The sequence below is a fragment of the Gardnerella sp. DNF00109 genome (assembly GCF_049262845.1).
Classification (GTDB): domain Bacteria; phylum Actinomycetota; class Actinomycetes; order Actinomycetales; family Bifidobacteriaceae; genus Bifidobacterium; species Bifidobacterium vaginale.
Genome location: NZ_CP058406.1, coordinates 1,014,231 through 1,038,835, shown reverse-complemented (window position 1 = coordinate 1,038,835; position 24,605 = coordinate 1,014,231). Strand labels below are relative to the sequence as shown.

The 24,605-nt window shown below is 41.7% G+C and carries 20 protein-coding genes and 1 CRISPR repeat array; of the genes, 15 read left to right on the top strand and 5 right to left on the bottom strand.

Annotation, left to right across the window (positions count from 1 at the left end):
- Window positions 1–2 precede the first annotated feature (2 nt).
- Entirely contained in the window at window positions 3–911 is a 909-nt protein-coding gene (cas1, locus tag HXT20_RS04090; protein ID WP_004120052.1) for a type II CRISPR-associated endonuclease Cas1, read from the top strand.
- On the top strand, window positions 908–1,240 hold the full coding sequence (gene cas2, locus HXT20_RS04085) for a CRISPR-associated endonuclease Cas2 (RefSeq protein ID WP_004120056.1): 333 nt from the start codon (window positions 908–910) through the stop codon (window positions 1,238–1,240). The genes cas1 and cas2 overlap by 4 nt, the downstream gene beginning before the upstream one ends.
- 50 nt (window positions 1,241–1,290) lie before the next feature.
- Window positions 1,291–1,711: a CRISPR direct-repeat array (repeat unit 36 nt; unit sequence CAATTATATCAAGAATGGTAGAAGCTAATTTTCAAC).
- 376 nt (window positions 1,712–2,087) lie between these two features.
- On the opposite strand, the gene HXT20_RS04080 is transcribed toward cas2, so the two are convergent.
- The gene (locus tag HXT20_RS04080; RefSeq protein ID WP_004120874.1) at window positions 2,088–4,226 is read right to left on the bottom strand and encodes a M13 family metallopeptidase; all 2,139 of its coding nucleotides are present in this window, start codon (window positions 4,224–4,226) and stop codon (window positions 2,088–2,090) included.
- A gap of 91 nt (window positions 4,227–4,317) precedes the next feature.
- On the opposite strand from HXT20_RS04080, the gene map reads away from it, so the two are divergent.
- The 11 genes from map to HXT20_RS04025 all read left to right on the top strand — a co-directional run bounded on the left by map (window position 4,318) and on the right by HXT20_RS04025 (window position 17,533).
- Complete coding sequence (gene map, locus HXT20_RS04075; protein WP_004107450.1) at window positions 4,318–5,091, top strand: type I methionyl aminopeptidase; 774 nt, start codon at window positions 4,318–4,320, stop codon at window positions 5,089–5,091.
- 80 nt (window positions 5,092–5,171) lie between these two features.
- Entirely contained in the window at window positions 5,172–6,314 is a 1,143-nt protein-coding gene (gene prfB / locus HXT20_RS04070) for a peptide chain release factor 2 (protein WP_004117700.1), read from the top strand.
- Window positions 6,315–6,432: 118 nt separating this feature from the next.
- A complete protein-coding gene (gene ftsE, locus HXT20_RS04065) occupies window positions 6,433–7,791 on the top strand; it encodes a cell division ATP-binding protein FtsE (protein ID WP_065189535.1) in 1,359 nt (452 codons plus the stop codon).
- Window positions 7,791–8,714: a permease-like cell division protein FtsX gene (gene ftsX, locus HXT20_RS04060; protein ID WP_004117704.1), complete on the top strand. Its 924-nt coding sequence runs from the start codon at window positions 7,791–7,793 to the stop codon at window positions 8,712–8,714. Before ftsE ends, ftsX begins: the two co-directional genes overlap by 1 nt.
- Before the next feature lie 153 nt (window positions 8,715–8,867).
- Window positions 8,868–10,262, top strand: a complete 1,395-nt coding sequence (locus tag HXT20_RS04055) for a CHAP domain-containing protein (protein WP_065189765.1) — start codon at window positions 8,868–8,870, stop codon at window positions 10,260–10,262.
- Between the two features lie 53 nt (window positions 10,263–10,315).
- Complete coding sequence (smpB, locus tag HXT20_RS04050) at window positions 10,316–10,804, top strand: SsrA-binding protein SmpB (RefSeq protein WP_004113499.1); 489 nt, start codon at window positions 10,316–10,318, stop codon at window positions 10,802–10,804.
- 243 nt (window positions 10,805–11,047) lie between these two features.
- Window positions 11,048–11,974, top strand: a complete 927-nt coding sequence (locus tag HXT20_RS04045; RefSeq protein ID WP_101888680.1) for an ABC transporter substrate-binding protein — start codon at window positions 11,048–11,050, stop codon at window positions 11,972–11,974.
- A gap of 160 nt (window positions 11,975–12,134) precedes the next feature.
- Window positions 12,135–13,127: an amino acid ABC transporter permease gene (locus HXT20_RS04040; protein ID WP_065189463.1), complete on the top strand. Its 993-nt coding sequence runs from the start codon at window positions 12,135–12,137 to the stop codon at window positions 13,125–13,127.
- Window positions 13,128–13,193: 66 nt separating this feature from the next.
- Window positions 13,194–14,015 carry an amino acid ABC transporter ATP-binding protein gene (locus HXT20_RS04035; protein ID WP_004117711.1) on the top strand — a complete coding sequence of 274 codons (822 nt, stop codon included), beginning with the start codon at window positions 13,194–13,196 and terminating at the stop codon, window positions 14,013–14,015.
- A 108-nt stretch (window positions 14,016–14,123) separates the two neighbouring features.
- Entirely contained in the window at window positions 14,124–16,031 is a 1,908-nt protein-coding gene (gene glmS, locus HXT20_RS04030) for a glutamine--fructose-6-phosphate transaminase (isomerizing) (protein WP_004117713.1), read from the top strand.
- A gap of 11 nt (window positions 16,032–16,042) precedes the next feature.
- Window positions 16,043–17,533 (top strand): ABC transporter substrate-binding protein, encoded by a 1,491-nt coding sequence (locus tag HXT20_RS04025; protein ID WP_101891982.1) that lies wholly within the window; start codon window positions 16,043–16,045, stop codon window positions 17,531–17,533.
- 39 nt (window positions 17,534–17,572) lie between these two features.
- Here HXT20_RS04025 and HXT20_RS04020 read toward each other — a convergent pair whose 3' ends face one another.
- Together HXT20_RS04020 and HXT20_RS04015 are read right to left on the bottom strand one after the other, a co-directional pair.
- The gene (locus HXT20_RS04020) at window positions 17,573–18,343 is read right to left on the bottom strand and encodes a type III pantothenate kinase (RefSeq protein ID WP_065189465.1); all 771 of its coding nucleotides are present in this window, start codon (window positions 18,341–18,343) and stop codon (window positions 17,573–17,575) included.
- Between the two features lie 106 nt (window positions 18,344–18,449).
- Window positions 18,450–18,578 carry a hypothetical protein gene (locus HXT20_RS04015; protein ID WP_257960180.1) on the bottom strand — a complete coding sequence of 43 codons (129 nt, stop codon included), beginning with the start codon at window positions 18,576–18,578 and terminating at the stop codon, window positions 18,450–18,452.
- A 334-nt stretch (window positions 18,579–18,912) separates the two neighbouring features.
- On the opposite strand from HXT20_RS04015, the gene HXT20_RS04010 reads away from it, so the two are divergent.
- Window positions 18,913–20,676, top strand: coding sequence for a glycoside hydrolase family 13 protein (locus HXT20_RS04010; RefSeq protein ID WP_422114252.1), 1,764 nt, complete (start codon window positions 18,913–18,915; stop codon window positions 20,674–20,676).
- Between the two features lie 94 nt (window positions 20,677–20,770).
- Here HXT20_RS04010 and pdxT read toward each other — a convergent pair whose 3' ends face one another.
- Both pdxT and pdxS read right to left on the bottom strand, forming a co-directional pair.
- Window positions 20,771–21,364, bottom strand: coding sequence for a pyridoxal 5'-phosphate synthase glutaminase subunit PdxT (gene pdxT / locus HXT20_RS04005; RefSeq protein WP_075038864.1), 594 nt, complete (start codon window positions 21,362–21,364; stop codon window positions 20,771–20,773).
- Window positions 21,365–21,379: 15 nt separating this feature from the next.
- Window positions 21,380–22,213 (bottom strand): pyridoxal 5'-phosphate synthase lyase subunit PdxS, encoded by an 834-nt coding sequence (gene pdxS / locus HXT20_RS04000; RefSeq protein WP_042711222.1) that lies wholly within the window; start codon window positions 22,211–22,213, stop codon window positions 21,380–21,382.
- A gap of 520 nt (window positions 22,214–22,733) precedes the next feature.
- Here pdxS and HXT20_RS03995 point away from each other — a divergent pair.
- Window positions 22,734–24,416, top strand: a complete 1,683-nt coding sequence (locus HXT20_RS03995) for an ABC transporter substrate-binding protein (protein ID WP_285067304.1) — start codon at window positions 22,734–22,736, stop codon at window positions 24,414–24,416.
- The last annotated feature ends 189 nt before the right edge of the window (window positions 24,417–24,605 follow it).

Below are 24,605 nucleotides of genomic sequence, written 5' to 3'. Positions count from 1 at the left end.
TTATGCAGAATGCTTGGCGTGTGATTGATTGTACTAATTTACAAGGTGAATTACGGTATATTCGCGGTAGGATTTTAGTGTGTGATCACGCATTAGAGCAGAAAGTTGAAATTCCGCTAGCGGAAACGGCAATATTGCTTATTGGTTTGCATTGTAACTGTTCTACAGGTCTGCTTCATCAGTGTGCTGAATATGGTACTTGCGTAATGACCTGTGATTGGCGATGTGTTCCTATCAGTGCTATGCATTCGTGGACCAATGTTCCTACGAGAATTACGGTTCGTCAATTGTCTCAGGCAACAATGAGTGTGCCTCGAAGAAAAGCAGCGTGGGCTCAGATTGTTCGCGCGAAAATACGTGGACAAGCAGCTTGTCTTGATTTATTAAATAAAGAAGGGGGTGGATTATTACGCGGACTATCTAATACTGTTCGTTCTGGAGATGTAACGAATAGAGAAGGCCAAGCTGCTCGTGAATATTGGAAACGTATTTTTCCCGAGGAAGAAGATTTTCATCGTAAACCAGGGTCTGGTCAAGATAGGAATGCTTTACTTGACTATGCTTATATGGTGTTGCGTGGTTTTTCCATTCGTGCAGTTTTATCTGCTGGTCTTAATCCAACAATGGGTATGAATCATCATAATGGTACTAATTATTTCTGCTTAGCAGATGACATAATTGAGCCGTTTAGACCAGCTGTTGATTACGCTGTTTCAAAATTATCATTCTCAGATACTCCAAATGATAAAGCAGTTAAAAAGTATTTGATCGACAGTGTTAATCAACAGTTTAATGGTTCTGGACATACAATTCCTAGCGCTTTATCTGATTTAGCTCAATCATATGGTATTTATGTGGAAAAAGACATGGAAGACTTTCGAGTACCACAATTTGTAAGGAGTGAATTATGAAAGTCGATGAGGACAGTGGTGGCATGTGGTGTTTAGTAATGTTTGATTTACCAGTGAAAACAAAAGTAGAGCGTCACGCTGCAACTGTATTTCGCAATATGCTGCTTGATATGGGGTATGCAATGGTACAATTTTCTGTGTATGTCCGTTATAGCCCCACTCAAACAGGAAATAGAACTTCAGTAAAAATAATTAAGGATAATCTTCCTCCACGTGGATCAATACGCATTTTACATGTCAGTGATCATCAATGGTCATCTGCACAACGTTATTACAATGCCAGGCAAGAAAAGAAAGAGGAGGCTCCCGATATTGCTATGCTTTTTTAATCATAAAATGTCTTATAATGGTTGGAATTCTACCATTCTTGATGATATACCAATTATATCAAGAATGGTAGAAGCTAATTTTCAACTAATGGTGACATTAAGCTTAAGTCTCTTCAATTATATCAAGAATGGTAGAAGCTAATTTTCAACGCTGAAGCTAAACAGTCGCGGCATGTATCAATTATATCAAGAATGGTAGAAGCTAATTTTCAACTATATATTGGACGGGCGGCACAGGCGTACAATTATATCAAGAATGGTAGAAGCTAATTTTCAACTAGCGTGTGTGGTGGTTTTGATGGTTCTCAATTATATCAAGAATGGTAGAAGCTAATTTTCAACCCAGCCAGGCAACGGCTCAAAACTAGATCAATTATATCAAGAATGGTAGAAGCTAATTTTCAACATTGCGATAGGCTTCTGGCACTAACGTAGCAATTATATCAAGAATGGTAGAAGCTAATTTTCAACAAATAAATAAAAACGGGGAAGCTAGAAAGCTTCCCCTGCAGTGATAATCATCAAAACTGCTGAGCAATCAAACTGGATAACAAGTCCAGTCTTATTGAAAATTAGCACTTCAAATATATCATTTTTAAGAAACAAAAGACAAGTGAATTTTTTTAAGTTTTGTTAAAAGATTTGAAAAGTTAACATATCGATATATTCAATGAATGACACAGTTGGAGATATTACTATTATTATGTTTAACATATATGCGTTTTTTAAAAAGTGCATTCTTAGAATGTATGTATGTACATAGATAGCATCCATATATTCATAATGGGAACGTTACTAATGCAGCGTTCCCATTATGTTTTTTATAATATGCGACTTTATATGCGATTTACCAAATGTGTACGCGCTCGCTTGGAGCAAGCCACATCTCGTCGCCGTCTTTAACGTCGAAAGCATCGTAGAACAAGTCAACGTTGCGCGCAATGCCATTAGTGCGGCATTCTGCAGGGGAGTGTGGGTCGATTTGAAGGTATTGCTCCGCAATCTCGTTACGAGCCTTTGAACGCCACACAAGTGCGTAGCTTAAGAAGAATCGTTGCAAAGCAGTGAAACCATCAATCTTAGGAGCGTTCAGCAAAGTTTCGCGAATCGCATCGTCACTTCCGTCGACTTCTTGTCCCTTGCTCTTTTGCAAAGCAAAAGCGTAGGCTTTAAGAGCAATAGTTACGCCGCTTAAATCACCAATGTTTTCGCCGATTGTTAAAGCACCATTTACGTGAGGCATTGCATCGCGCTCCTCTTTGCTCTTTAAGTGAGAGTATTTAACAATAAGCTGCGTTGGTGTAAAAGCATTGTATTGCTCAATAAGCGTTTTAGTGCGCTCAGTGAAGTTGGTTTTGTCTTCTTCAGTCCACCAATTGTTAAGCACGCCGTCGCCATCATATTCGCAACCTTGATCGTCAAAACCGTGGCCGATTTCGTGGCCAATTACTGCACCAATAGCACCGTAGTTTGCTGCGTCTGGAGCACTAGGGCTAAAGAATGGCGGCTGCAAAATCGCAGCTGGGAACACTATTACGTTAAGCAGCGGATCGTAGTAAGCGTTTACGGTTTGCGGAGTCATCTGCCACTCTTCGCGATCCACAGGTTCTCCAGCTTTTGCAGTATACCTACCAAACACGAATCGAGAAACTTCGCGCATATTCTCAATTAAGCCAGCGTCTTCCTTAATATTTAGCACAGAGTAGTCAATCCAATGATTCGTGTAACCAATATTTGGCTCAAACTTGCTAAGCTTTTCCAAAGCCTTCGCCTTAGTCTCCTCGCCAAGCCAGCTGCTGTGAGAAATCGACTCGCGGTAAGCGTTAATAAGATTGTCAACTAAGCCTTCCATATACTTTTTAGAAGACTCAGGGAAGTGCAAGCGCACGTATTCTTTACCGACTTCCTCGCCGCAAGCATCGTCAACAACTCCGATTGCGCGCTTCCAGCGGTCGCGTGGCTTGGTGGCGCCAGAAAGCACTTTGCCGTAGAAGTCGAATCGCGCTTGTGCAAAGTCCTCGCTTAACATGCTTGCCCAGCACAAAATCACATGCACGCGTGCCCAAAGCTTTAGATCTTCTAAGTCGGCTTCTTGCCAAATCTTATTCAATCCTTCTATAAAGCTTGGCTCGTGAACTACTACTTTGCTAAAAGCTTTACGAAAATCTATTGGCTGATTCTTTGCTTCTTCGGAATCGTCGTAAGATTTTTGAGCAGCATCCAAGAATGCGTCAAGATTCAGCGCTTCAAGCGTTTTTGCCAAATCCGCATAATCGTAAGGATTATAAGTTTTTTGAGAATCGCGTGTTGCTACGTTATCCCAGTGGTTGCTTGCGATTTGTGTTTCAACCTTCAAGAAACGTTCCGATTGCTCTCTTGTAGTAGTGGCATCACCGTATCCAGCTAAGCGCAACAATGAAGCCACCATTTTTACGTATTCAGCGCGAATCGGAGCGTAATTATCTTCGCGATAGTATGCTTCGTCTGGCAAGCCCAATCCAGCCTGCTCAATGTGCATAATATTCGTCTTAGGGTCTTTAGGGTCTCCGTAGACGCCAAAAGCAAACATTGCATTAGGTCCGCCATATGGAGTAAGAGAAGCAATAGTGCGAACTAAGTCTTCTTTGCTGCTAGCTGCATCAACAGCGTCTAAATCGCTCTTAATTGGCGTAATTCCAGCTTTTTCAATAGATGCAGTATCTAAATAGTTGCGGTATAGGATTCGCGACTTTTTGGCTGGGCAATCTTCGTTTTCTAAAATATCTCGAATTTGCGTCTCTGCATCTTCTGCAAGCTTGTAGAAAGCACCATACATTGGCTTATCTTCTGGAAGAGTGTAAGTGTCAATCCAAGGACCGTTTACGTAACGGAATAAATCGTCTTGTGGTCGAGTAACCGATGAGAAGGAAGCTGGGTCAAAATTTACAGCAGAAATTTCCTTCTGCGATTCCTCATTGTTGTTATTATTTTCATTGTTATTAGGCATGTGCCTAGATTACAAGTATTAAGCGACATCATTAGCTAGTATTTTCGCCATATTTTGCGCTATTTTCGTGCCTGCGAGTTAGTCTTAAATCATGATTGAACTTAAAACTCCATCCGAAATTGAAGCTATGAAGCCTGCAGGTCGCTTCGTTGGTAGTATTCTTAAAGACTTGAAAGCAATGACAAAAGTTGGCACAAATCTTCTTGAGATTGATGACTTTGTTCGCCAACGCATTATGAGCCGTAAAGGTGCGTCTTCTTGCTATGTTGACTACGCTCCTGATTTTGGAACTGGTCCTTTTGCTCACTACATTTGCACTTCTGTAAACGATGCTGTTCTTCACGGAGTTCCTTTTGATTACAACCTTAAAGACGGCGATTTACTAACGCTTGACTTAGCGATTAACGTTGACGGATGGGTTGGAGATTCTGCTATTAGTTTCGTGGTTGGAAAGCATGCGGATCCTGAAGATTTGCGCTTAATTAAGTGCACTGAGGAAGCACTTGAGGCTGGAATTAACATGGCTCAGCCTGGAAACCGTCTTGGAGACATTTCTGCAGCTGTTGGATGCGTTGCTCACGAGTATGGTTACAGCGTAAACCTTGAGTTTGGCGGTCACGGAGTCGGTCATATTATGCATGGTGATCCGCACGTTCCTAACGATGGCACTGCTCACCACGGCTACAAGCTTCGTCCAGGTCTTGTAATTGCAATTGAGCCATGGTTCTTAAAGACTACTGACGAAATTTACCAGGATCCTAAGGATGGTTGGACTCTTCGCTCTGCTGATGGTTCTCGCGGTGCACACACTGAGCATACGATTGCAATTACGGAAAACGGTCCTGAGATTTTGACCGTGCGCTAAACTTATAAATAGTTGATTTTGTAAGTATTTTGCGAGTAGTAATTGCGTAAAACAGGTATGTAAAGAGGTACTTTAAGTAAATGGCGGAATTTGATTTTTCCCAAGCATTAAATGATGTTGAAGCAAAGTATTCTTCGATTTCTAAAGCACTAGATGTCGATTCGTTGAAAGTTACGATTGCAGATTTAGAAAAGCAGGCTTCGGAGCCTGGACTTTGGGATGATTCTGAGCATGCGCAGCAGGTTACGAGTAAGCTTTCGGCAGCTCAGTCTCAATTAAAGCGTTTACAAGCCGTTGAGCAACGCATTGAAGATACTAAGACTTTGATTGAACTTGGTCAGGAAGAAGAGGATGCTGATTCTATGAGCGAGGCTCAAGAGGAGCTTGGCTCTATTGCTCACGAGTTGGACGATATGGAAGTTCAAACTCTTCTTGACGGCGAATATGATGCTCGTGCAGCGGTGGTGACAATCCGTTCTGGTGCGGGTGGTGTGGATGCTGCCGATTTTGCTCAAATGCTTCTTAGAATGTACTTGCGTTGGGCAGAGCGAAACGGCTATAAAACTAAGATGATGGATACGTCTTACGCAGAAGAAGCTGGTATTAAATCCGCCACTTTCCAAGTAGATGCCCCATATGCGTATGGTCGCCTTTCTGTAGAAGGAGGCACTCACAGAATGGTTCGTATTTCTCCATTCGACAATCAAGGCAGGCGTCAAACTGGCTTTAGTGCCGTGGAAGTAATTCCTCTTGTTGAAGCTACAGATCATATTGACATTCCAGATTCTGACATTCGTGTGGATACTTTCCAGGCGTCTGGCCCTGGCGGACAAGGCGTAAACACTACGTATTCCGCTGTGCGCATCACGCATTTGCCAACTGGTTTGGTTGTTTCAATGCAAGATGAGCGCAGCCAGATTCAGAACCGAGCTGCTGCAATGGCGGTTTTGCAATCGCGTTTACTTGTGTTAAAGCATGCCGAAGAAGCTGCTAAAAAGAAGGAGCTTGCTGGAGATATTAAGGCAAGTTGGGGAGACCAAATGCGCTCATACGTGCTTCACCCATACCAGATGGTTAAGGATTTGCGCACTGGCTACGAAACTTCGCAAACTCAGGCTGTTTTTGACGGCGATATTGACGGTTTTATTGAAGCTGGAATTCGATGGAGACACGAACAGAGAGTTGCAGCTAAAAAAGAAGCCGAGGAAAAGTCGCAAGCTTAGTCTGCACTAGGTAAAATTCAAGATAAAAGTCAGAATAAAAATCAAAAATAAAATATAAAATAGTTAAAAACAAAATTAAAGTATATCGTTCAATAGTTCGTAAAGGAAACTGCAGAATATGTCTCTGATTTCACTAGAACATGTGTCGAAGATTTATCCTAAGGGTACGCGCCCTGCTTTGGACGATATTTCTTTAGACGTTAATCGTGGCGACTTCGTGTTTCTCGTTGGTGCTTCCGGGTCCGGTAAAACAACGCTTTTGAGCTTGCTTTTGCGAGAAGAAGAAGCCACAAAGGGCGAGATTCACGTTGCTGGCAACGACTTGAGGCGCTTGGTAAATCGTCAGGTTCCACAGTATAGACGCACTCTCGGCTTTATTTTCCAGGATTATAAGCTGCTTAATAATAAAACCGTGTATCAAAATGTGGCTTTTGCACTAGAGGTTATTGGCACAAGCCGTTCTACGATTAAGTCGCTTGTTCCGCGAGTTTTGGAAACAGTTGGTTTAACTGGCAAAGAGAATAATTATCCGCATGAGCTTTCGGGTGGTGAGGCTCAGCGAGTTGCGATTGCTCGCGCGTACGTTAATCATCCGCAAATTCTTCTTGCAGACGAGCCTACTGGAAACTTGGATCCTACAACTTCTCTTGGAATTATGGAAGTTTTGGACGCTATTAATCGCACGGGCACTACGATTGTTATGGCTACGCATAACGAGGAGATTGTGAACTCAATGCGCAAGCGAGTTGTGGAGCTTCATGCTGGTCATATTGTGCGAGATGAGCGAGAAGGATCTTACGATTCTGCGCTTTACTTCCCAGATGCAGATGTTGAGCAAAAGTCGAAAGCTCAGCAGGCAGTTGAAGGCGATTCAGGTGTTCGTGCTGTGGCAGATTCTGGCTCTGATAACACTAGTTTTAACTCGTCTTCTGAAGATCCTAAAAATTACAGATTTATGTCTAAACGTGCAAAGCGTGCCGCTCAAGCAAAGCAGGCTATGGATGCTGTTGCGCAAACTTTGCAAAATGGTTCTGAAGATAATGAGGGTATTGCTCGACTTGCGCAATCTGTTCATTCAGGCAGAACGGGTAGATATGGTGAAGTTTTTCAGCCTTTAGAAACAACTATGACTTGGGGGCGTGGTCTTTCGATTCCACCAGCTCCTCCTGTGCAAAAGTCGAATGATGCTGAAGATAAGAACAATTCAGATTTTGCAGATTCTGGCGACTCTTCGGATTCTGGTGATTCTTTGGATTTGAGCGAGAATCAAAAAGATAAAAATAATACAGAAAATATTGTCGAAAACGATATTGAAAATTCTGGCGATAATTCTGTAGATAATTCTGGCAAAAACGTTGGCAATGCAGGCGAAAACTCAAGCGAAACTGGCGATTATACTGAATCTAAAGAATCCAATGAAAACAGTAAATCTGAAGCCAGTAAAAGCGAAAATCTTAAGAATGAAGGAGACGAGTAATGCGATTGCGGTTCATATTCTCAGAAACGTGGATTAGCTTGCGCAGAAACGTTTCTATGATTGTTTCGGTAATGCTCGTTACCTTCATATCGTTCTTGTTTATAGGCGCATCTGTTCTTATGCAAGCGCAAATCACAAAAGCCAAAGGCGATTGGTATGACAAGGTAGAAGTCGTAGCATGGCTTTGTCCAGACGGTACAAGTCAGTCAGCATCATGTGCTTCTGGAAAAGCTCCTACTAAAGAAGAAATTGTAAAATTAGAGAACATTATTAACCAAGAGTTAGGTGATGATGTTTCGAATATTACTTATGTTAGTAGAAGCGAATTTTACAAGAACACTTTTCTTAAGCAATATCCTAATGGCTTATACCAGGGTCGCACTTTAACAGCTGCCGATATGCAAGATTCTTTGCGACTAAAGCTTACAAATCCAACAAAATATCAGGTTGTTTCAGAAGTTCTTTCTGGCAGAAATGGTGTTGAGGAAGTAGTAGACCAAAGGCAGATTTTTGACCCAGTGTTTAGCGTTTTGAATCATGCTACGGCTGTGACTATTGTGCTTGCTGCAGTTATGGTTGTTGTTGCGATTATGCTAACCGGTACAACTATTCGCATGTCTGCAGCCTCTAGAAAACAAGAGACGGAGATTATGCGACTTGTGGGCGCGTCTAATTGGACTATTCGCATGCCGTTTATTTTAGAAGGTGCTTTTGCGTCCCTTATAGGATCTCTGCTATCTGGATGCGCGCTAAGCATTGTTGTTAAAGTGTTTATTACAGATTGGCTTGCACAAAACGTTCGTTGGATGCCATTTGTGAATCAGACAACTGTTTGGATGACAGTTCCAGTGTTGGTTCTTGGAGCTGTGCTACTTTCAATAGTCGCCTCCGCGGTTGCACTCAGAAGATATCTGCAAGCGTAAATATAAAAGCAAAATTTAAATTATCAATAAATTATGAACATTAAAAATCATAAATAAAAAATCATAAATAGAAAAATTTTATCGATAATAGAATTTTCAATGTATAATTCGCATTAGTTGTGTTTGAATTTTCTACTTGAAAGGGAAGTAAATATGGAAAGCAAGAAATGCCATGCAAAATATTGTAAGCGCACTGTTGCAAGCGCGATTGCAAGCAGCTTTCTTATGCTTTCCGCTGGTATTGCCTTATATGCTTACCAGCCACTACGCGCTGATGCAGTTACCATGCAAGATTACAACAGGAAAGTTCAAAGTAATGCTGCTCTTAAAAAGCGTCTTGCTGGAGTAAATAAACAGCTTGCTGATAAGATTCTAGAGCTCAATGATTTAAACGAACATCAAATCCCTAATCAAGTCCGTGCTGCTCAGCAAGCTCAGGAGCAAGCGCAACAAGCTATGAGCCTTGTTGAATCAACGAATCAGCGTTTGCAGTCTGCGCAAAAAGACAAACGCGATTTAGAAGAAAAAATCAAGCAGACTGGCGAAGATTTTGATGATGCAAAGGCTGCTGTAGCTCAACTTGCTCGCAAAAGTTTCCATGGCTCCAATGCTTCTAACGTAATGGCAATGGTGACTAATTCCACTACTACCGAGCAGTTTGTTGGAAAACTTCAGTCAGAGGCTGCTGTTGCACGTAGCGAAGCAAATGCTGCAAATGATGCTGCTGTGACTTTGAGTAATTCTATGAATAGACGTCAGCGCTTAGCTGCTATTGAAACAGAGATTCAAAAATTAAAAGCAAAAGCTGATTCTGAGGCGCAGAGTGCTCAGGCTGCGGCTCAGTCTGCCAGTGAAAAGCAGCGTTCTCTTCAGTCTTTAAGAGATCAGGGAACTATTCTAAGAAAGCAGTTAGAGAGTCAAAAGAATAGTCTTACTTCTCAAGATGCTCGCGAAGCTGCGGAAATAATTGCTTTGAAGTCACAAATTGACGCTCAAGCTAGGGCTTTAGCTGCTACGGCTGCAGCTCGCATGAATCCTAATAATGGTAATCGTCAACAGCTTAGAGGCGGCGGCAGTTGGAATACTCCTTCTTTGCCCTCGCTGCCGCTTTCTAATGGTGCCGCAAATGGTATGAATTACGCGGTTCCTGGGAATTGTCCTGCTGGTTCTGGCAATTGCTATGGTCATAATACTGGTAACACAGCTGGAGGTTCTGCCTATCCAGCTCGTCAATGCACACTTTGGGCGTATTTGCGCAGATCACAGCTTGGTCTTCCAGTAGGATCCTTTATGGGCAACGGTGCTGATTGGGCGAATTCTGGGCGTAGACTTGGGTATTTGGTTAACCACACTCCACACGTTGGTGCAGTTATGGTGTTTGCTAGAGGAGCTGCTGGATCAGATCCTACATATGGACATGTTGCTGTTGTTGAACGCGTAAATTCCGATGGCTCCGTGCTTATATCCGAAGGTGGCGTTGGATTTGCAACTTTCCCGTCTTATAGGACTATCAGCAATGCTGGCAGCTATGAGTATGTTCACTATTAATTTTTAATTTTTATGATTTGATTTAGGTATGATTCGATTTAGGTTGGTGTAGTTTGGATAAAAAACCTGGTTCAGATGGTACTTTAACTGTTGCAAGAAATAAAAAAGCAAATCACGACTATGCGATTGAAGATTGCTATGAAGCAGGTATTGCTCTTACTGGCACAGAGGTTAAGTCTTTGCGTGAAGGTCGCGCTTCTTTAGCTGAGGCGTTTGTGAATATTGATAGACGTGGTGAGATTTGGCTAGAAGGCGCAAATATTCCTGAATATTTAAATGGCACGTGGAATAATCATGCTCCTAAGCGCAAGCGTAAGTTACTTCTTCATGCGATTCAAATTGCTAAACTTTCTAGGCAAATTGAAGCTAAAGGTTATACCATTGTGCCTTTGAGGATTTATTTTAAAGGCAGCTACGCTAAAGTTGAGATTGCTTTGGCGCGAGGCAAAAAAGAGTACGATAAGCGTCAAGCGTTGCGCGAAGAACAAGATAAGCGAGAAGCGTTGCGCGCTATGCGATACAAGAATATGCAATCTAGGTGATTTGCTGCTTGTGATTGTATTGCGACACGCCGTATATTATTCATTTCTGTGAATAATATACGGTTTTTGATTTTGTAATTCGTTATTTTTTGCTGATTTTTAGCATATTTATGTATGGCAATTTATGAATATTCAGTTTTTGCATTTTGATAATCGCAATTTAGTAGCGTTATCGTGTATAGTTATGCATATCACTGTAAATTATAAGTTATTTATTCTTTAAATATTGAATAGGAGAAGGAAATGCTTAAGTCGGATAAGATTTTTAAGTCAATTAAGCCTATTGCAGCAATTGCAACTCTTGCATTAATTGGATGCACTTGCGCGTGCGGTCCAGCTGATTCTAAAGCAGCAGATCCAGATGTGGCGCGCAGCTACGATGTAAGCAAAGTTCAAAAAGATGAAGAGATTGCAAAGCTTGTTCCAGAAAGCGTTGCAAAAACTGGCGAATTAACAGTTGGTGTAAACGTTAGCTATGCTCCAGCAGAGTTCTTCGCTGCAGATGGCAAAACACCAGTCGGCTACGAAATCGACTTTTCTAAAGCTTTAGCAAAATTGATGGGCTTAAAAGCCAAGATTATGCACGCTCAATTCGATTCCATTATTCCAGCAATCGGAAGCAAATATAACGTTGGAATCTCAGGCTTTACCGTAAACGCTGAACGCATGAAGTCCGTTGATTTTGTAACGTACGCAAACGCCGGCTTATCTTTTGAAGTTCGCAAAGGAAACCCAACTAAAGTAGATACAAAGAATCTTTGCGGCAAAAAAGTTACATTAGAAACAGGCACTGTTGGCGAGCCAATCATGGAAGAAGCCAAAAAGCAATGCAAGGCAAATAACGATAAGCCACTAGAAATCATGAGCTTTAAAGAGCAGACAGATGCTACTACAGCATTACTCTCTGGTCGCGCAGACGTTATGTATGCTGACACTCCTGTAGCTGGTTATGCTGCAATAAAGAATGATGGAAAGCTAGAGATTCTTGAAAGCAGCAACGACGCGGAGCCAATGGGAGCGGCTGTTAAAAAGGGCGACGCTAAGATGCTAAAGCTCATTAAGGCTGCAATCGATAAGCTTATGAAGAATGGCGTTTACAAAGACATTCTAAAGAAGTGGGGTGTTGAAAACGTTGCCATTAAGGAAGCGCAAGTAAACCCAGAAGTATGATCTTAAATTTGGCGTGCGTTTGTAGCTGTTAGTATAGTGAAAACCGCACGCCTTATTTGTATTTAATATATTTGTGCATCGCAAGTGCGTTAATTACTAGTTAATAATCCGCTAGTTATTATTCGCATATGTGACAATTTAAAATGTTAATGGAGAAAATATGTTTAATAATGCGAGTAAGAAGCTTTCGCAAAACTCTGATGGTGATCGAATTCTACCAGTCAAAAAACCTGGACCAATCATAGCTGGCATAATCGTAGCTATAATTGCGTGCTCGCTGCTTTATTCTATAGTTACAAATCCGCGTTTTGAGTGGAATGTTGTAGGCATATATCTAATAAGCGACAATGTTCTTACAGGCATTGTTTGGACGCTAATACTCACATTCTTGTCTATGATTATTGCAATTGTTCTTGCTATAGGATTAGCAATGATGCGTAAGTCTGTAAACCCTGTTCTTCGAGCCGTAAGCTGGTTCTTTATTTGGTTCTTTAGGGGTACTCCAGTTTATACGCAGCTAGTATTTTGGGGAATGTTTGCTGTACTTGTTCCTAAGTTGAGTATGGGCATTCCATTTACATCCGTTGAGTTTTTCTCCATTGATTCCAACGTTGTTATGACTTCTTTAAACGCTGCAGTTATTGGATTGTCTCTTAATGAGGCTGCGTATTTGTCGGAGATTGTTCGTGCTGGTTTAGAAGCTGTGGATGCTGGTCAGGTTGAGGCGGCTCAAGCTCTTGGCATGGGCAGGTCTTTGACTATGCGCAGGGTTGTTTTGCCTCAGGCTATGCGTATTATCGTTCCACCTTTGGGCAATGAGACTATCGGTATGCTTAAAACTACGTCTTTGGTTTTAGCTGTGCCTTTTACCTTAGAACTTCAGTTTGCCACAAATGCTGTAGCAAATCGTATTTATAAGCCGATTCCGTTGCTTATAGTTGCTAGCATTTGGTATTTAATTATTACGTCTATTTTGATGGTTTTTCAAGTTATGTTAGAAAAGCATTTTGGTAAAGGATTCGAAGCAAAAGACATTGTAAACAATGCTCAAATTAACTCTAATGCTGCAAAACGTGGAGATAATGCGATTAAAGCGAATAGTGACGCTGTAAAGGGTCGCAATAATGCAACAATGTTAGGTTTTAACGCATAAACATATAACGCATAAACCGCGTCAAAATTACAAATTTTATATAATCGTAATTAGATTTGAGGAAAAATGACTGATATTTTAACGGTTGATACACAAAGCCAAAATGTTACTAAAAGTGATACTCCAGCAGTAGTCATAAAAGATTTACACAAGTCCTTCGGCAATCTTCAAGTCCTTAAGGGAGTTGACATGACTGTTAATCCAGGAAGTGTAACAGTCATACTTGGTCCTTCTGGAAGTGGAAAATCAACCCTATTGCGATTGATAAATCAGCTAGAAAAAATTACGTCTGGTAAAATCACAATTTATGGCGAGCGCATTGGCGTAAAAACCGTTATACATAATGGTAAAGAAGCATTGCAAGCGTTAAATGACAATGAAATTGCAGCGCAACGCGCAAAGCTTGGAATGGTGTTCCAACGTTTTAATTTGTTCCCACATATGACTGCTATTGAAAACGTTATGGAAGCGCCAGTTCATGTTTTACACATGGACAAAACCGCTGCACGCGATTTAGCAATTAAAGAACTTGAACGTGTTGGAATGGCAGATAGATTAGACCATTATCCTTCTCAGCTTTCGGGTGGTCAGCAGCAGCGAGTTGCCATTGCGCGTGCGCTTGCGATGAAACCAGAAATAATGCTTTTTGACGAGCCTACGTCTGCATTAGACCCAGAGCTGGTTGGTGAAGTGCTTAACGTTATGCGCGATTTAGCTAATGATGGAATGACAATGATTGTTGTAACTCACGAGATTGGCTTTGCGCGAGAAGTTGCAGATCAAGTTGTGTTCATGGATGGCGGGAAAGTTGTTGAATGTGGTACTTCAGGAATCATAGATTGCCCACAAACAGAAAGATTTAAAGATTTTCTACATCACGTTTTATAAGTGTTTTGCAAGTGTTTTGCAAGTGTTTTTCGCGTATTTTAATAAGATTTTTGCATATTTTCGACATGTGTAGAAACACGCACGCTTTATAACGTACAATAGAAAATTATGTGTGGCATTGTAGGATATGCAGGTTTTGGCACAGTTTGCGCAAAGCCTTTAGAAGTTTGCTTAAATGGGTTAGAACGCTTAGAATATCGCGGATATGATTCATCTGGAGTAGCTCTTGCTGCTCCAGGAATGGATTCTATATGCGTTCGCAAAAAAGCTGGTCGCTTAGCTGTTTTAAGAAAAGATATAGAAGCTGATCCAATGCCGGAAGCGAGTGTGGCAATAGGTCACACTCGATGGGCTACGAATGGCGCTCCTTGTGATTTAAACGCGCATCCGCATACTAGTGCCGATGGAAAAATCGCCCTTATTCACAACGGTATTATTGAGAACGCTATTAGTCTTAAAGAACAAATGCAAAAAGAAGGCATAGAGTTTTCGTCTCAAACAGATACGGAAGTTGCAGCAAAAGCGCTTGGAAAAATCGCGAATCAAATAATTGAAGAAACTGGTAAGCCAGATCTTTTTGAAGCAATAAGACGAGTTGCAAAAATTCTTAAAGGAGCTTTTACTCTACTTGCAGTAGACGTTAGACAGCCTAATATTGTTGCTGCTGTTCGTCACGATTCGCCGCTTGTAGTAGGTGTTTCAAATAACGAGTATTTTCTAGGCTCCGATGTTGCTGCTTTTGTTCAATACACAGATAAAGTGCTTGAAGTTGGTCAAGATCAAGCTGTTTTAATCGGAGATATAGAAGGAAACAAAAAAGCACAGCTTCGTCTTACTGATTTTGACGGCAACGAGATTAAAAACCCTAGTTGTTTTACAGTAGACTGGGATGCTTCTGCAGTAGAAAAAGGCGGATGGGATTCCTTTATGGATAAGGAAATCCACGAAGATCCACATGCCGTAGCTGATACTTTACGAGGACGATTCGACGCAAAAGGGAACATTATTCTTGACGAAGTTAGAATTAGTCAAGATATTTTGCGATCAATCGACAAGATAATAGTTGTGGCTTGTGGAACAGCAAGCTACGCTGGATTAGTTGCAAAATATGCGATTGAACATTGGGTGCGCGTGCCAGTAGAAGTGGAGTTGGCTCACGAATTTAGGTACAGAGACCCAATTTTAACGCATAGAACGCTTGTTGTCGCAATATCTCAATCTGGCGAAACAATGGACACGTTAATGGCGTTAAGGCACGCGCGCGAGCAGGGCAGCCGCGTGCTTGCAATATGCAACACTCAAGGCTCGAGTATTCCGCGAGAATCGGATGCTGTACTTTACACTCATGCTGGCCCAGAAATCGCAGTTGCTTCTACAAAAGCATTTGTTGCGCAAATCGTAGCAGCATACATGCTTGGGCTTTATTTGGCTCAAGTCAAGGGAACAATGTACAGAGATGAGATTCAGCAAATCGTGTCTCAGCTTAAAGAAATGCCAGATAAAATCCAAAATGTTTTAGATACGCAAGCTGATTTGATTATGCAAGCCGCAAAGAAAACAATAGACGCAAAATCGTTCTTGTTCCTTGGCAGGCATGTTGGCTACCCAGTTGCTTTAGAAGGCGCATTAAAGCTAAAAGAGATTGCATACACGTTTACAGAAGGTTTTGCGGCAGGAGAGTTAAAGCACGGCCCGATAGCTCTAGTAGACAAAGGCGAGCCAGTTGTTGTTATAGTGCCATCTTCTAGAGGCAGAGACGTTTTGCACGCTAAAGTGATCTCGGGAATCGAAGAAGTTAAGGCTCGCGGAGCGTTTACAATAGCGGTTGCAGAAGATGGTGATCCAGACGCTGAGCGTTACGCAGATATTGTGTTCTGGCGCCCTAAATGCCCAACATTGTTAAGTCCTTTAGTAGATGTTGTAGCATTACAACTTTTTGCTATGAATATGGCAAAGCTTAAAGGCTATGATGTTGACAAGCCTAGGAATCTTGCAAAATCTGTAACTGTAGAATAGCAGTGAATATTATGTGTGCAAGAAGCCCGCAGAAAAGTCGCAAGCAGAACTTTGGTTGTTTTGTTAGGCGTAATATAAAACGTAATATAAATCGCGTTTTAACTCATACAATAAAACGCTTAATTTGTGCGATTATATGCGTTTTTATTGTTGCTTTTTGTGCGTCATGCGGATCTGTTGATTCTAGAACAAAAATAACAGTATGGTCTTGGGAACCAAGCATGAAGCGGATTGCGGCAGATTTTGAGAAACAAAATCCAGATATTCGAGTTAGCGTTAAAGATACAAGCGGATACAACAATCTTAACAGTGCCATACAAGATGGTTACGGTATGCCAGATGTTGCTCAGCTTGAATACCACGCTTTGCCACAATACGCGGTTAGCGGACAACTTTTGGATATTACAAATCGTGTTCAAGGAACTCAAACATTTTATACTCCAGGCACATGGTCTTCTGTTCAATTAGGAGGACGAGTTTATGGATTGCCAATGGATTCAGGTCCCTTAGCATGGTTTTATAATCAAGACGTATTCAACCAAGCAGGTGTGGATGCTACGCAAATTCACACCTGGAAGGATTATCTACATGCTGCAAGAAAATTAAAAAATATTGGCGTTTATATTGCTGCAGATTCTGGAGATGCAAGTTTTTACAATGCTATGATTTGGCTTGCAGGAGGAAGACCTTTTATAACTTCTCACGATGGTAAAACTGTTACAGTTCGCTTAAGTAAAGACAAAGGAACAAAAGACTTTACTAAATTTTGGCAGTCAATGATTGACGAAGATTTGGTTGATACAAGACTTGCAACTTGGACTCCAGCTTGGAAAAGTGCAGTCGGTTCTGGCAGCGTTGCATCTGTTTTTGCCGGAGCATGGATGACATCGCTTCTTATGCATGATATTCCAGGCGGAGCAGGATTGTGGCGTGTGGCGAGAGTTCCAACTATGAATGGAAACAATGACAATGCGCAAATGGGAGGATCTGCTCTAAGCGTCCTTCAGTCTAGTCGCAAGCCTGAAGCCGCGATGCGTTTTGTGAATTTTGTATGCCATGATCAGACTGGTATTAAAGAAAGAGTTTTATCTGGAGCATTCCCAGCAGACGTTGTGACTCTTAGAGACAAATCGTTCCTAAACAAAACAATGGTTCGTGATTCTCGCGGAATCGATGTGCCATATTTCGGAGGACAACAATTCAACCGTATTTTTGCAGATGCAGCAAATCATGTAGACACAGGCTACAAATATTTGCCGTTTGAAGTATATTCTCGTAGCGATTTTCGTTTCACAGTCGGTTTGGCCTATGATTGGAACAGAAAATCAAGAGCACGTTTAACAGTGCAGTCGATGATTGATGCAGGTATTAAACAAGACGATGGTAAGGATTTTCAACTTCCAGACGACCCTGGTCCTAAAATTAGTCTTAAAGATGGTATTAATCTTTGGAAAAAAGACTTGAAAGAATACGGGTATAATCAGGGTTTTGTTGTGCGCTAAACTTATGCACTTTAGGTCTGTAATCCAAAGGAAAAGTCGCTAGCAGCCGATTGTTCGTCTATAAATCTCGTACATTCCTTTAAAAATCAAATTTGGATCGTAATAATCAATAGTTTCAACGTCTTTTTCAAAAAGTCGCCCCAAGCCGCCTGTAGCAACAACCTTAAAAGGCTCATTTATTTCTATTTTGAATTGCTCAATCGTGCGCTCAATGCCACCCAAGAAGCTGTAATACAATCCAGCTTGCATAGCTGGACGAGTTGATTTTGTAAGAACGGATTTAGGGCGAGAAATCTCAACTTCTGGAAGTTGAGCAGTATTATCCCATAGAGCTGCCGCAGCCGCACTAATTCCCGTGCAAATAAGTCCACAAGTAATTGCTCCGCTTTTATCAACGTAGTTATAAGTGGTAGCCGTGCCAAAATCGATAACTAATACGGGTCCGCCGTATTCGTAAAACGCGCCAACGCAATCCACTAAGCAGTCCGCTCCCAAAGAGCGTGGCTCGTCAATGCGAATATTTACGCCAGTTTTTACGCCAGGGCCTACAATCATAGGGTCGATTTGCAAAAACTTAACAATGCTTGCACGAAAAGAGTGCATAACTTTTGGGACAACCGAAGCAACAATAACATCTTCAACATCGTTTACGCTAAAACCGCTAAGATTCAAGAATTGCGTAATCATAATGCCGTATTCGTCGGAAGTGTGATTTGCTTTTGTAGTCATTCTATACGTGCCAACAATCTTGCCGTTATCCAAGAATCCAAGCACAATATTCGTGTTGCCAATGTCTACTGCTAAAAGCATATTCGCCTCCGTTGTGTTTGTTGTGTGTTGCCAAACTTAAGTATGCGCATCTTTAGAGCAATACTACATTAACGCTAAGTCTGTTGTGGGCTTTTACAAGCTTTCTTTACTTGGTGTTGCGCGAGGGCTGGGTGTTTCTACGCTCGCGCGGTCTAAGCGCGCTCACGCCTTCGCCGCGCAGAAGCAGTGCTTCTGCTCTAAGCGGCTCAGCGAATCGAGGTGACTTCTCGCGCATTATGCAGCTCGAAGTCGTCGATTCGCACAACGCTCTGCCTTTTGTGTGTTGGTTGTTGTTGCGGTTGTTCCGATTTGGTTTTGATTTTGTTTTTGTGTTGAGGTTTGTTTGTAGTGGTTGATCATTGGATTATTTGGTATCGGCTGCCGCTCTTATATTGTTCGACCAAGAATCACCCAGCCCTCTTACGTGATTGAACAATTGCGTATTGCTTAATCACCGAGATTCTCGATTTTTCTTTCTCTCTCGGCGAGTCACCATCAAAGTGTGGCGGTGTAGAAGAGTAGGTGATAAAGTCGAAAACAATGGCAGCGAGGCTAGAAAGGAAATGTAAATGATAAATCGTCAAGCAATATTGCATCGACCACTTTCACAATACGCGTATTCTACGGCAGAATATTGTTTAACAATTCGCTTGCGTGCGGCAAAGGATAATCTTTGTTCATGCGTTTTGCACTACGGAAATCGTGTTGATTTAACTCCGTTAGATCAGTTCTGCACGCTGAAAATGGAAAAGATTGCAAGCGACGATTACTTTGACTACTATGAAGCAAACATAAGCAGCGATTTAGATAGAGTTTGTTATTACTTTGAGATGCAAGATGCGGATGAGCGCTTGTATTTGTACGCCGATACTATTGCGACTGATTTTCCAGAAGATCGTACAGAAGTCTACCAGTTCCCATTTATTCGCCGCGAGGAGATTAGCGACGTTCCTAATTGGCTTAAAGAGGCTGTTGTTTATAACATTTTCCCAGATAGTTTTGCAGATTCTAAGCGTGGCATAAGTTGCGAGGCAAAAGATTATTTTGATGAGAAAACTGGCCAAACTTTACACACTCGTTTAGGTGGAACCATTAGAGGAATAATCGAAAATCTTGATTATATTGAGGATTTGGGCTTTAATTGCTTGTATTTAAATCCTATTTTTAAAGCTGCAGAATACCATCGTTACGATCTTCTTGACTACTACCATGTTTGCCCTAATTTAGGAACGGACGACGATTTTAGGGAGCTTGTTAGCGAGGTTCATAATCGCGGCATGCACATAATTATTGACGGCGTTTTTAATCATTCTAGTTGGTATTTCTTCGCGTTTGACGATGTTGTTAAAAATGGCGAAAATTCGCGATACAAGGATTGGTTCTATGGATTAAAGTTCCCTGTTAAGCGCCCCGAAGATGGTAAGCGCCCAAGCTACACGTGTTTTGCGTATGAGCGTAAAATGCCAAAGCTCAATACTTCTAATCCCGAAGTTCGCGACTATTTTATGGACGTTTGCCGCTATTGGCTTGAAGATTTTGATGTTGACGGTTGGCGTTTGGATGTTGCGAATGAAGTTGATAAAGACTTTTGGCGTGCCTTCCGCTCTGTTGCTAAAAAGACTAAAAAAGATAGTGTGCTAATTGCTGAGATTTGGGAGAATTCTGAGCGTTGGCTACAAGGAGACATGTTTGACTCCACTATGAACTACGAATTCCGCAAAGTTTGCCGCGATTTCTTTGCTTTTGGCAAGATTAATGCGCGCGAGTTTAATAGTCGATTTGTAGATATGCTTTTAAGATACCCATTCCCGATTGTTCAAGGTCAATTGAATTTGCTTGATAGCCATGACGTTAGTCGCTTTAGAAGCTTGTGTGCTCAAAGCTCTTCGGAAGCTTGCGACTTTTCTACGGCAGATAAGCGATTCCGCTTGGCTGAGCTTTGTTTGCTTACATCTGTTGGAGCCCCAAGCGTGTTCTATGGTGATGAGCTTGGTGTAATTGGTTTTGAAGAGTGTGATTATCGAGCGCCTATGCCTTGGTCAAATCCTGTCAGCGATAATCGTGATTTATTCCGCGAACTTATAAAATTGCGTAAAAATAACGATTGCTTTATTCATGGTAATTTTAGAGTTCTTGACTATGATGAGCGCGGAAAGTTTGTGTTTGCGCGAGAAACTGACTCTAAGCGTGTTGTTGTAGCTTTAAATGCGTTTAATGAATCTAACGATTCGTTTAGTGCTTTGCCTGATTGTAAGCCGATTATTAGCTACAATTATGATGCTCAAAATCAATCTCTTGGAGCTTTTGGATACGCGATTTTTGAAGCAAAATAGCGATTTGCTGGCGATTTTGCTGGCGATTTAATCAATAAAAGTGGCACTTAATCAAGTTATTTAAGTGCCACTTTAATTTACAAACGCAAGATATCTATAAGCTTAAGAAAAGCTGGTGTATTCTAGTGTCTTCATCAAGCTCTGGGTGAAAAGCTGTTCCGATTTGATTTCCTTGGCGAGCTGCAACAACGTTGCCATCTACTGTTGCAAGAGTTTCGGCATTAGGACCGACTTGCACAATATAAGGCGCGCGAATAAACGTCATCGGCACTTTGCCAAGATTTCCAAACTCAGATTCGTAGTGGAAGCTTCCAAGCTGGCGGCCGTAAGCGTTGCGCTTAACTGTAACGTCTAGTGTGCCAAATCCGCTAACTTCGTTACCTTCCACGTTTTTTGCAAGCAAAATCAAGCCTGCACAAGTGCCAAGAACTGGCATTCCGTTTGCAATCTTCTCGCGCAAAGGTTCGAGCATATTTTGCTCTTTGAGAAGCTTCGATTGCACAGTGCTTTCGCCGCCCGGTAAAACAAGGCGGTCAAAAGACTGCTCCAAGTCGCGCGCTTGACGAAGCTCAATAACGTGTGCGCCTAATTTTTCAAGCATTAAGCGATGTTCAAGAAAAGCACCTTGAACAGCTAAAACTGCTACAGTATGCGAGCAATTATTTGTATTGATAGGTGAGTTTGCCAAAATAATTCGCCTCAATTACTCGCCGCGATTTGCCATTAAAAGCTTGATTTCCTGCTCGTTAATACCAACCATCGCTTCGCCCAAATTCTCGGAAAGCTTAGCAATCATTTTAGCGTCTTTGTAATTAGTCACAGCCTTAACTATTGCAGCAGCGCGCTTTGCTGGATCTCCAGACTTAAAGATGCCAGAGCCAACAAAAACGCCTTCTGCACCAAGCTGCATCATTAAAGCAGCGTCTGCAGGGGTTGCAACACCGCCAGCTGCAAAGTTTACAACAGGAAGTTTGCCATTTTGTGCAACGTACTTTACAAGATCGAAAGGCACGCGCAAAGTCTTAGCTTCCTCAAAAAGCTCATCTTCGCGCATGCTTGTAAGCTTGCGTATTGCGGAATTCATCATGCGCATGTGGCGCACAGCTTGAATAACATCTCCAGTTCCAGGCTCGCCCTTTGTGCGAATCATGGAAGCACCCTCGTTAATCCTGCGCAAAGCTTCTCCCAAATCTTTTGCACCGCAAACAAATGGAACTGCAAAATCGCGCTTGTTAATGTGGTAAACGTCGTCTGCTGGGCTAAGCACTTCGCTTTCGTCAATGTAATCAATCTCAATAGCCTCAAGCACCTGCGCTTCAACAAAGTGACCAATACGGCATTTTGCCATAACAGGAATAGACACAGCTTCCTGAATGCCGTGAATCATAGCTGGGTCGCTCATTCTAGAAACTCCGCCAGCCGCGCGAATATCGGCAGGAATACGCTCCAATGCCATAACAGCGCAAGCTCCAGAATCTTCAGCAATTCGCGCCTGCTCCGGAGTAGTAACATCCATAATCACGCCGCCCTTAAGCATTTGTGCAAGCTGGCGATTTAGAGCAGTGCGGTCTTGGCTGCCGTTATTTTGCGGATCCGAGGATTCGTTTACTGTTACCGTAGTATTCAAGTTCTCTGCCATTATTCCTCGCTTTTTACTAAACCTATTAAACGCATTTTTATGTTGTACATTGTTATACTACACATTTTCATGCATCTATTAAACGTATGTATTTTGTTAATATGCAAGCTAGCGTGATTCTAATCTTTTTAGGATTTTGCGCACGTTTGCAAGTTTACGTCTGTTGGCATTTAACCACATTCGTAGGATATATGGTAATAAAATAGGCTTAAAATATCTGAAAAATCATGCAAATATGCAATGTGTTGTTTAGACTCACCGCATCTTCGTTTGACTTGTGAATCGGATACGATTGTGTTTGCCGTTGACTTTATGGTTGCGAAAGTTGCAGCTAGATAAAGCGACGAGCTGTAAAACAGAATAAATATAAATTAAATATAAATAATGTATCTAATTACAATCCAGAAAGGTTTGTTGAATGGATAACAAAGAACCCAAAGATGGCGCGTACAATAACGACGCGACCGATAAATTCTATGGGCAAGAAAACGCAGAGCAATCGCAATTTAGTTCTAGTACAGATGCTTCGCTTAACGCTGCGTCTAAAAGGGGATATAAAACTAATAAGCGTGGTTTAGGAAAATTCTGGCTTGTTTCTGTAGCAATCGTAGTAATTGCAGTGGTTAGCGCTATTATTGCAACGTGTACAGGTCCACAAAAAAATCCCGCAAGTCAAACATCCTCTACACAAGTATCAAATAAAACTGTGTCAATCGGATTAAAACTTGCTCCTACAAATCTCGATATTCGCAATCAATCTGGCTCTTCCTTGGAACAGTTATTGATTGGAAACGTGTATGAAGGTCTTGTAGCTAGAAATACTAAAAATCAGGTTGTTCCATCCCTTGCAAAGAGTTGGGAAATAAGCAAAGATGGCTTAAAGTACACGTTCCACATGCGTAAGGGAGTCGTGTTTTCTAACAAGCACAGGCTTACTGCTAAAGATGCTGAGTGGTCTTTTAACGAGCTTGTTGCAAAGAAATATCGCGGATCAAACATGGTTGGAAAAGTTGAATCCGCTAAAGCTAAAGATGATTACACGTTTGAAATCAAGCTTAAAGAGCCAAACGCAAAGCTTTTGTGGGCGTTGTGCTCTAGAGCTGGCTTAGTCTTCGATAAGCTTGCGAATTATGATGCTAAAACTCAAGCTGTTGGATCTGGCCCGTATTTGGTAGAAAAGTTTGTGCCGAATGACCGTGTTGTGTTAAAGGCAAATCCGTGCTACAAGGGTATTAATAAGCCTAGAACATCAAAAGTTGTTGTTCGCTATTTTGTGGATGATGTTGCTGCTGTAGATGCGCTTTCTTCTGGAGCTGTTCAAGCTTTGGCGCCTATTTCAGGTCAGCTTGCTAAGACTTTTAAAGCGGATGCAAAGCGCTATGTTGTTAAAGCTGGAAACAGTACCGATAAATTTGTGCTTGCTATGAACATGAATGGTGAGCGGACTAAAGATAAGCGCGTGCGCCAAGCGATTCGATATGCTATTGACCATAAGCAGATTATTGCTTCACGCGGCGGTACGGATGCTTTGCTTGGCGGACCGATTCCTTCTCTTGACCCAGGTTATGAGGATTTGACTAATATTTACACTCATGATGTTAAGCGCGCTAAGTCATTGATGAAGGAGGCTGGTTTCAGCGAATCAAATCCTTTGCATCTTTCGCTTACATACCCGAATATTTATGGAACGCAACTTGGTGACCAGTTGAGGTCTCAGCTAAAGAAGATTGGCATTGATCTGAAGGTAAACATTGTAGAATTTACTACTTGGCTTCACGACGTTTATAACAATAAAAACTACGATTTGTCTATGGTAGATCACAATGAAAGCCATGATTTTGGCCAGTGGGCAGATCCTAAATATTACTATGGTTACAACAATAAGCAGGTTCAGGATTTGTATGCTAAGGCAATGCTTTGCGCGAATACTAAGGAGTCTAATAAGCTTCTTGCCAAGGCTGCGAGAATTGTTAGCAAGGATGCTCCTGCAGATTGGTTGCTTAATTATAAGGTTGTTACAGCTAAGGTAAAGAATCTTGAAGGCATGCCTTTTGATATTAATCAAGTTCTTTTGCCGCTATACAACTTGCGACTTAGCTGATTTGCTCTGAAAAATTGACGACTTTGTGCCAAAATGTAGTGATTTTAATATATTTTCGGCATACTTGTAGTGCGATTGTACCTGATTTACGGCGTGTCGCTATACAATCGCACTACAAGGCAGGTCATCGTCCGCGCGGTCTAAGCGCGCGGACGTCTTCGCCACGCAGAAGCAGTGCTTCTGCCTTGA

Coding starts and splice junctions, on each gene's coding strand:
- HXT20_RS04055 (WP_065189765.1), top strand. CDS start 8,868: ATGGAAAGCAAGAAATGCCATGCAAAATATTGTAAGCGCACTGTTGCA.
- HXT20_RS04025 (WP_101891982.1), top strand. CDS start 16,043: ATGTGTGCAAGAAGCCCGCAGAAAAGTCGCAAGCAGAACTTTGGTTGT.
- HXT20_RS03995 (WP_285067304.1), top strand. CDS start 22,734: ATGGATAACAAAGAACCCAAAGATGGCGCGTACAATAACGACGCGACC.
- HXT20_RS04010 (WP_422114252.1), top strand. CDS start 18,913: ATGATAAATCGTCAAGCAATATTGCATCGACCACTTTCACAATACGCG.
- ftsE (WP_065189535.1), top strand. CDS start 6,433: ATGTCTCTGATTTCACTAGAACATGTGTCGAAGATTTATCCTAAGGGT.
- glmS (WP_004117713.1), top strand. CDS start 14,124: ATGTGTGGCATTGTAGGATATGCAGGTTTTGGCACAGTTTGCGCAAAG.
- cas1 (WP_004120052.1), top strand. CDS start 3: ATGCAGAATGCTTGGCGTGTGATTGATTGTACTAATTTACAAGGTGAA.
- HXT20_RS04045 (WP_101888680.1), top strand. CDS start 11,048: ATGCTTAAGTCGGATAAGATTTTTAAGTCAATTAAGCCTATTGCAGCA.
- pdxS (WP_042711222.1), bottom strand. CDS start 22,213: ATGCTTAAGGGCGGCGTGATTATGGATGTTACTACTCCGGAGCAGGCG.
- HXT20_RS04080 (WP_004120874.1), bottom strand. CDS start 4,226: ATGCCTAATAACAATGAAAATAATAACAACAATGAGGAATCGCAGAAG.
- map (WP_004107450.1), top strand. CDS start 4,318: ATGATTGAACTTAAAACTCCATCCGAAATTGAAGCTATGAAGCCTGCA.
- ftsX (WP_004117704.1), top strand. CDS start 7,791: ATGCGATTGCGGTTCATATTCTCAGAAACGTGGATTAGCTTGCGCAGA.
- HXT20_RS04020 (WP_065189465.1), bottom strand. CDS start 18,343: ATGCTTTTAGCAGTAGACATTGGCAACACGAATATTGTGCTTGGATTC.
- cas2 (WP_004120056.1), top strand. CDS start 908: ATGAAAGTCGATGAGGACAGTGGTGGCATGTGGTGTTTAGTAATGTTT.
- HXT20_RS04015 (WP_257960180.1), bottom strand. CDS start 18,578: ATGCGCGAGAAGTCACCTCGATTCGCTGAGCCGCTTAGAGCAGAAGCA.
- HXT20_RS04035 (WP_004117711.1), top strand. CDS start 13,194: ATGACTGATATTTTAACGGTTGATACACAAAGCCAAAATGTTACTAAA.
- prfB (WP_004117700.1), top strand. CDS start 5,172: ATGGCGGAATTTGATTTTTCCCAAGCATTAAATGATGTTGAAGCAAAG.
- HXT20_RS04040 (WP_065189463.1), top strand. CDS start 12,135: ATGTTTAATAATGCGAGTAAGAAGCTTTCGCAAAACTCTGATGGTGAT.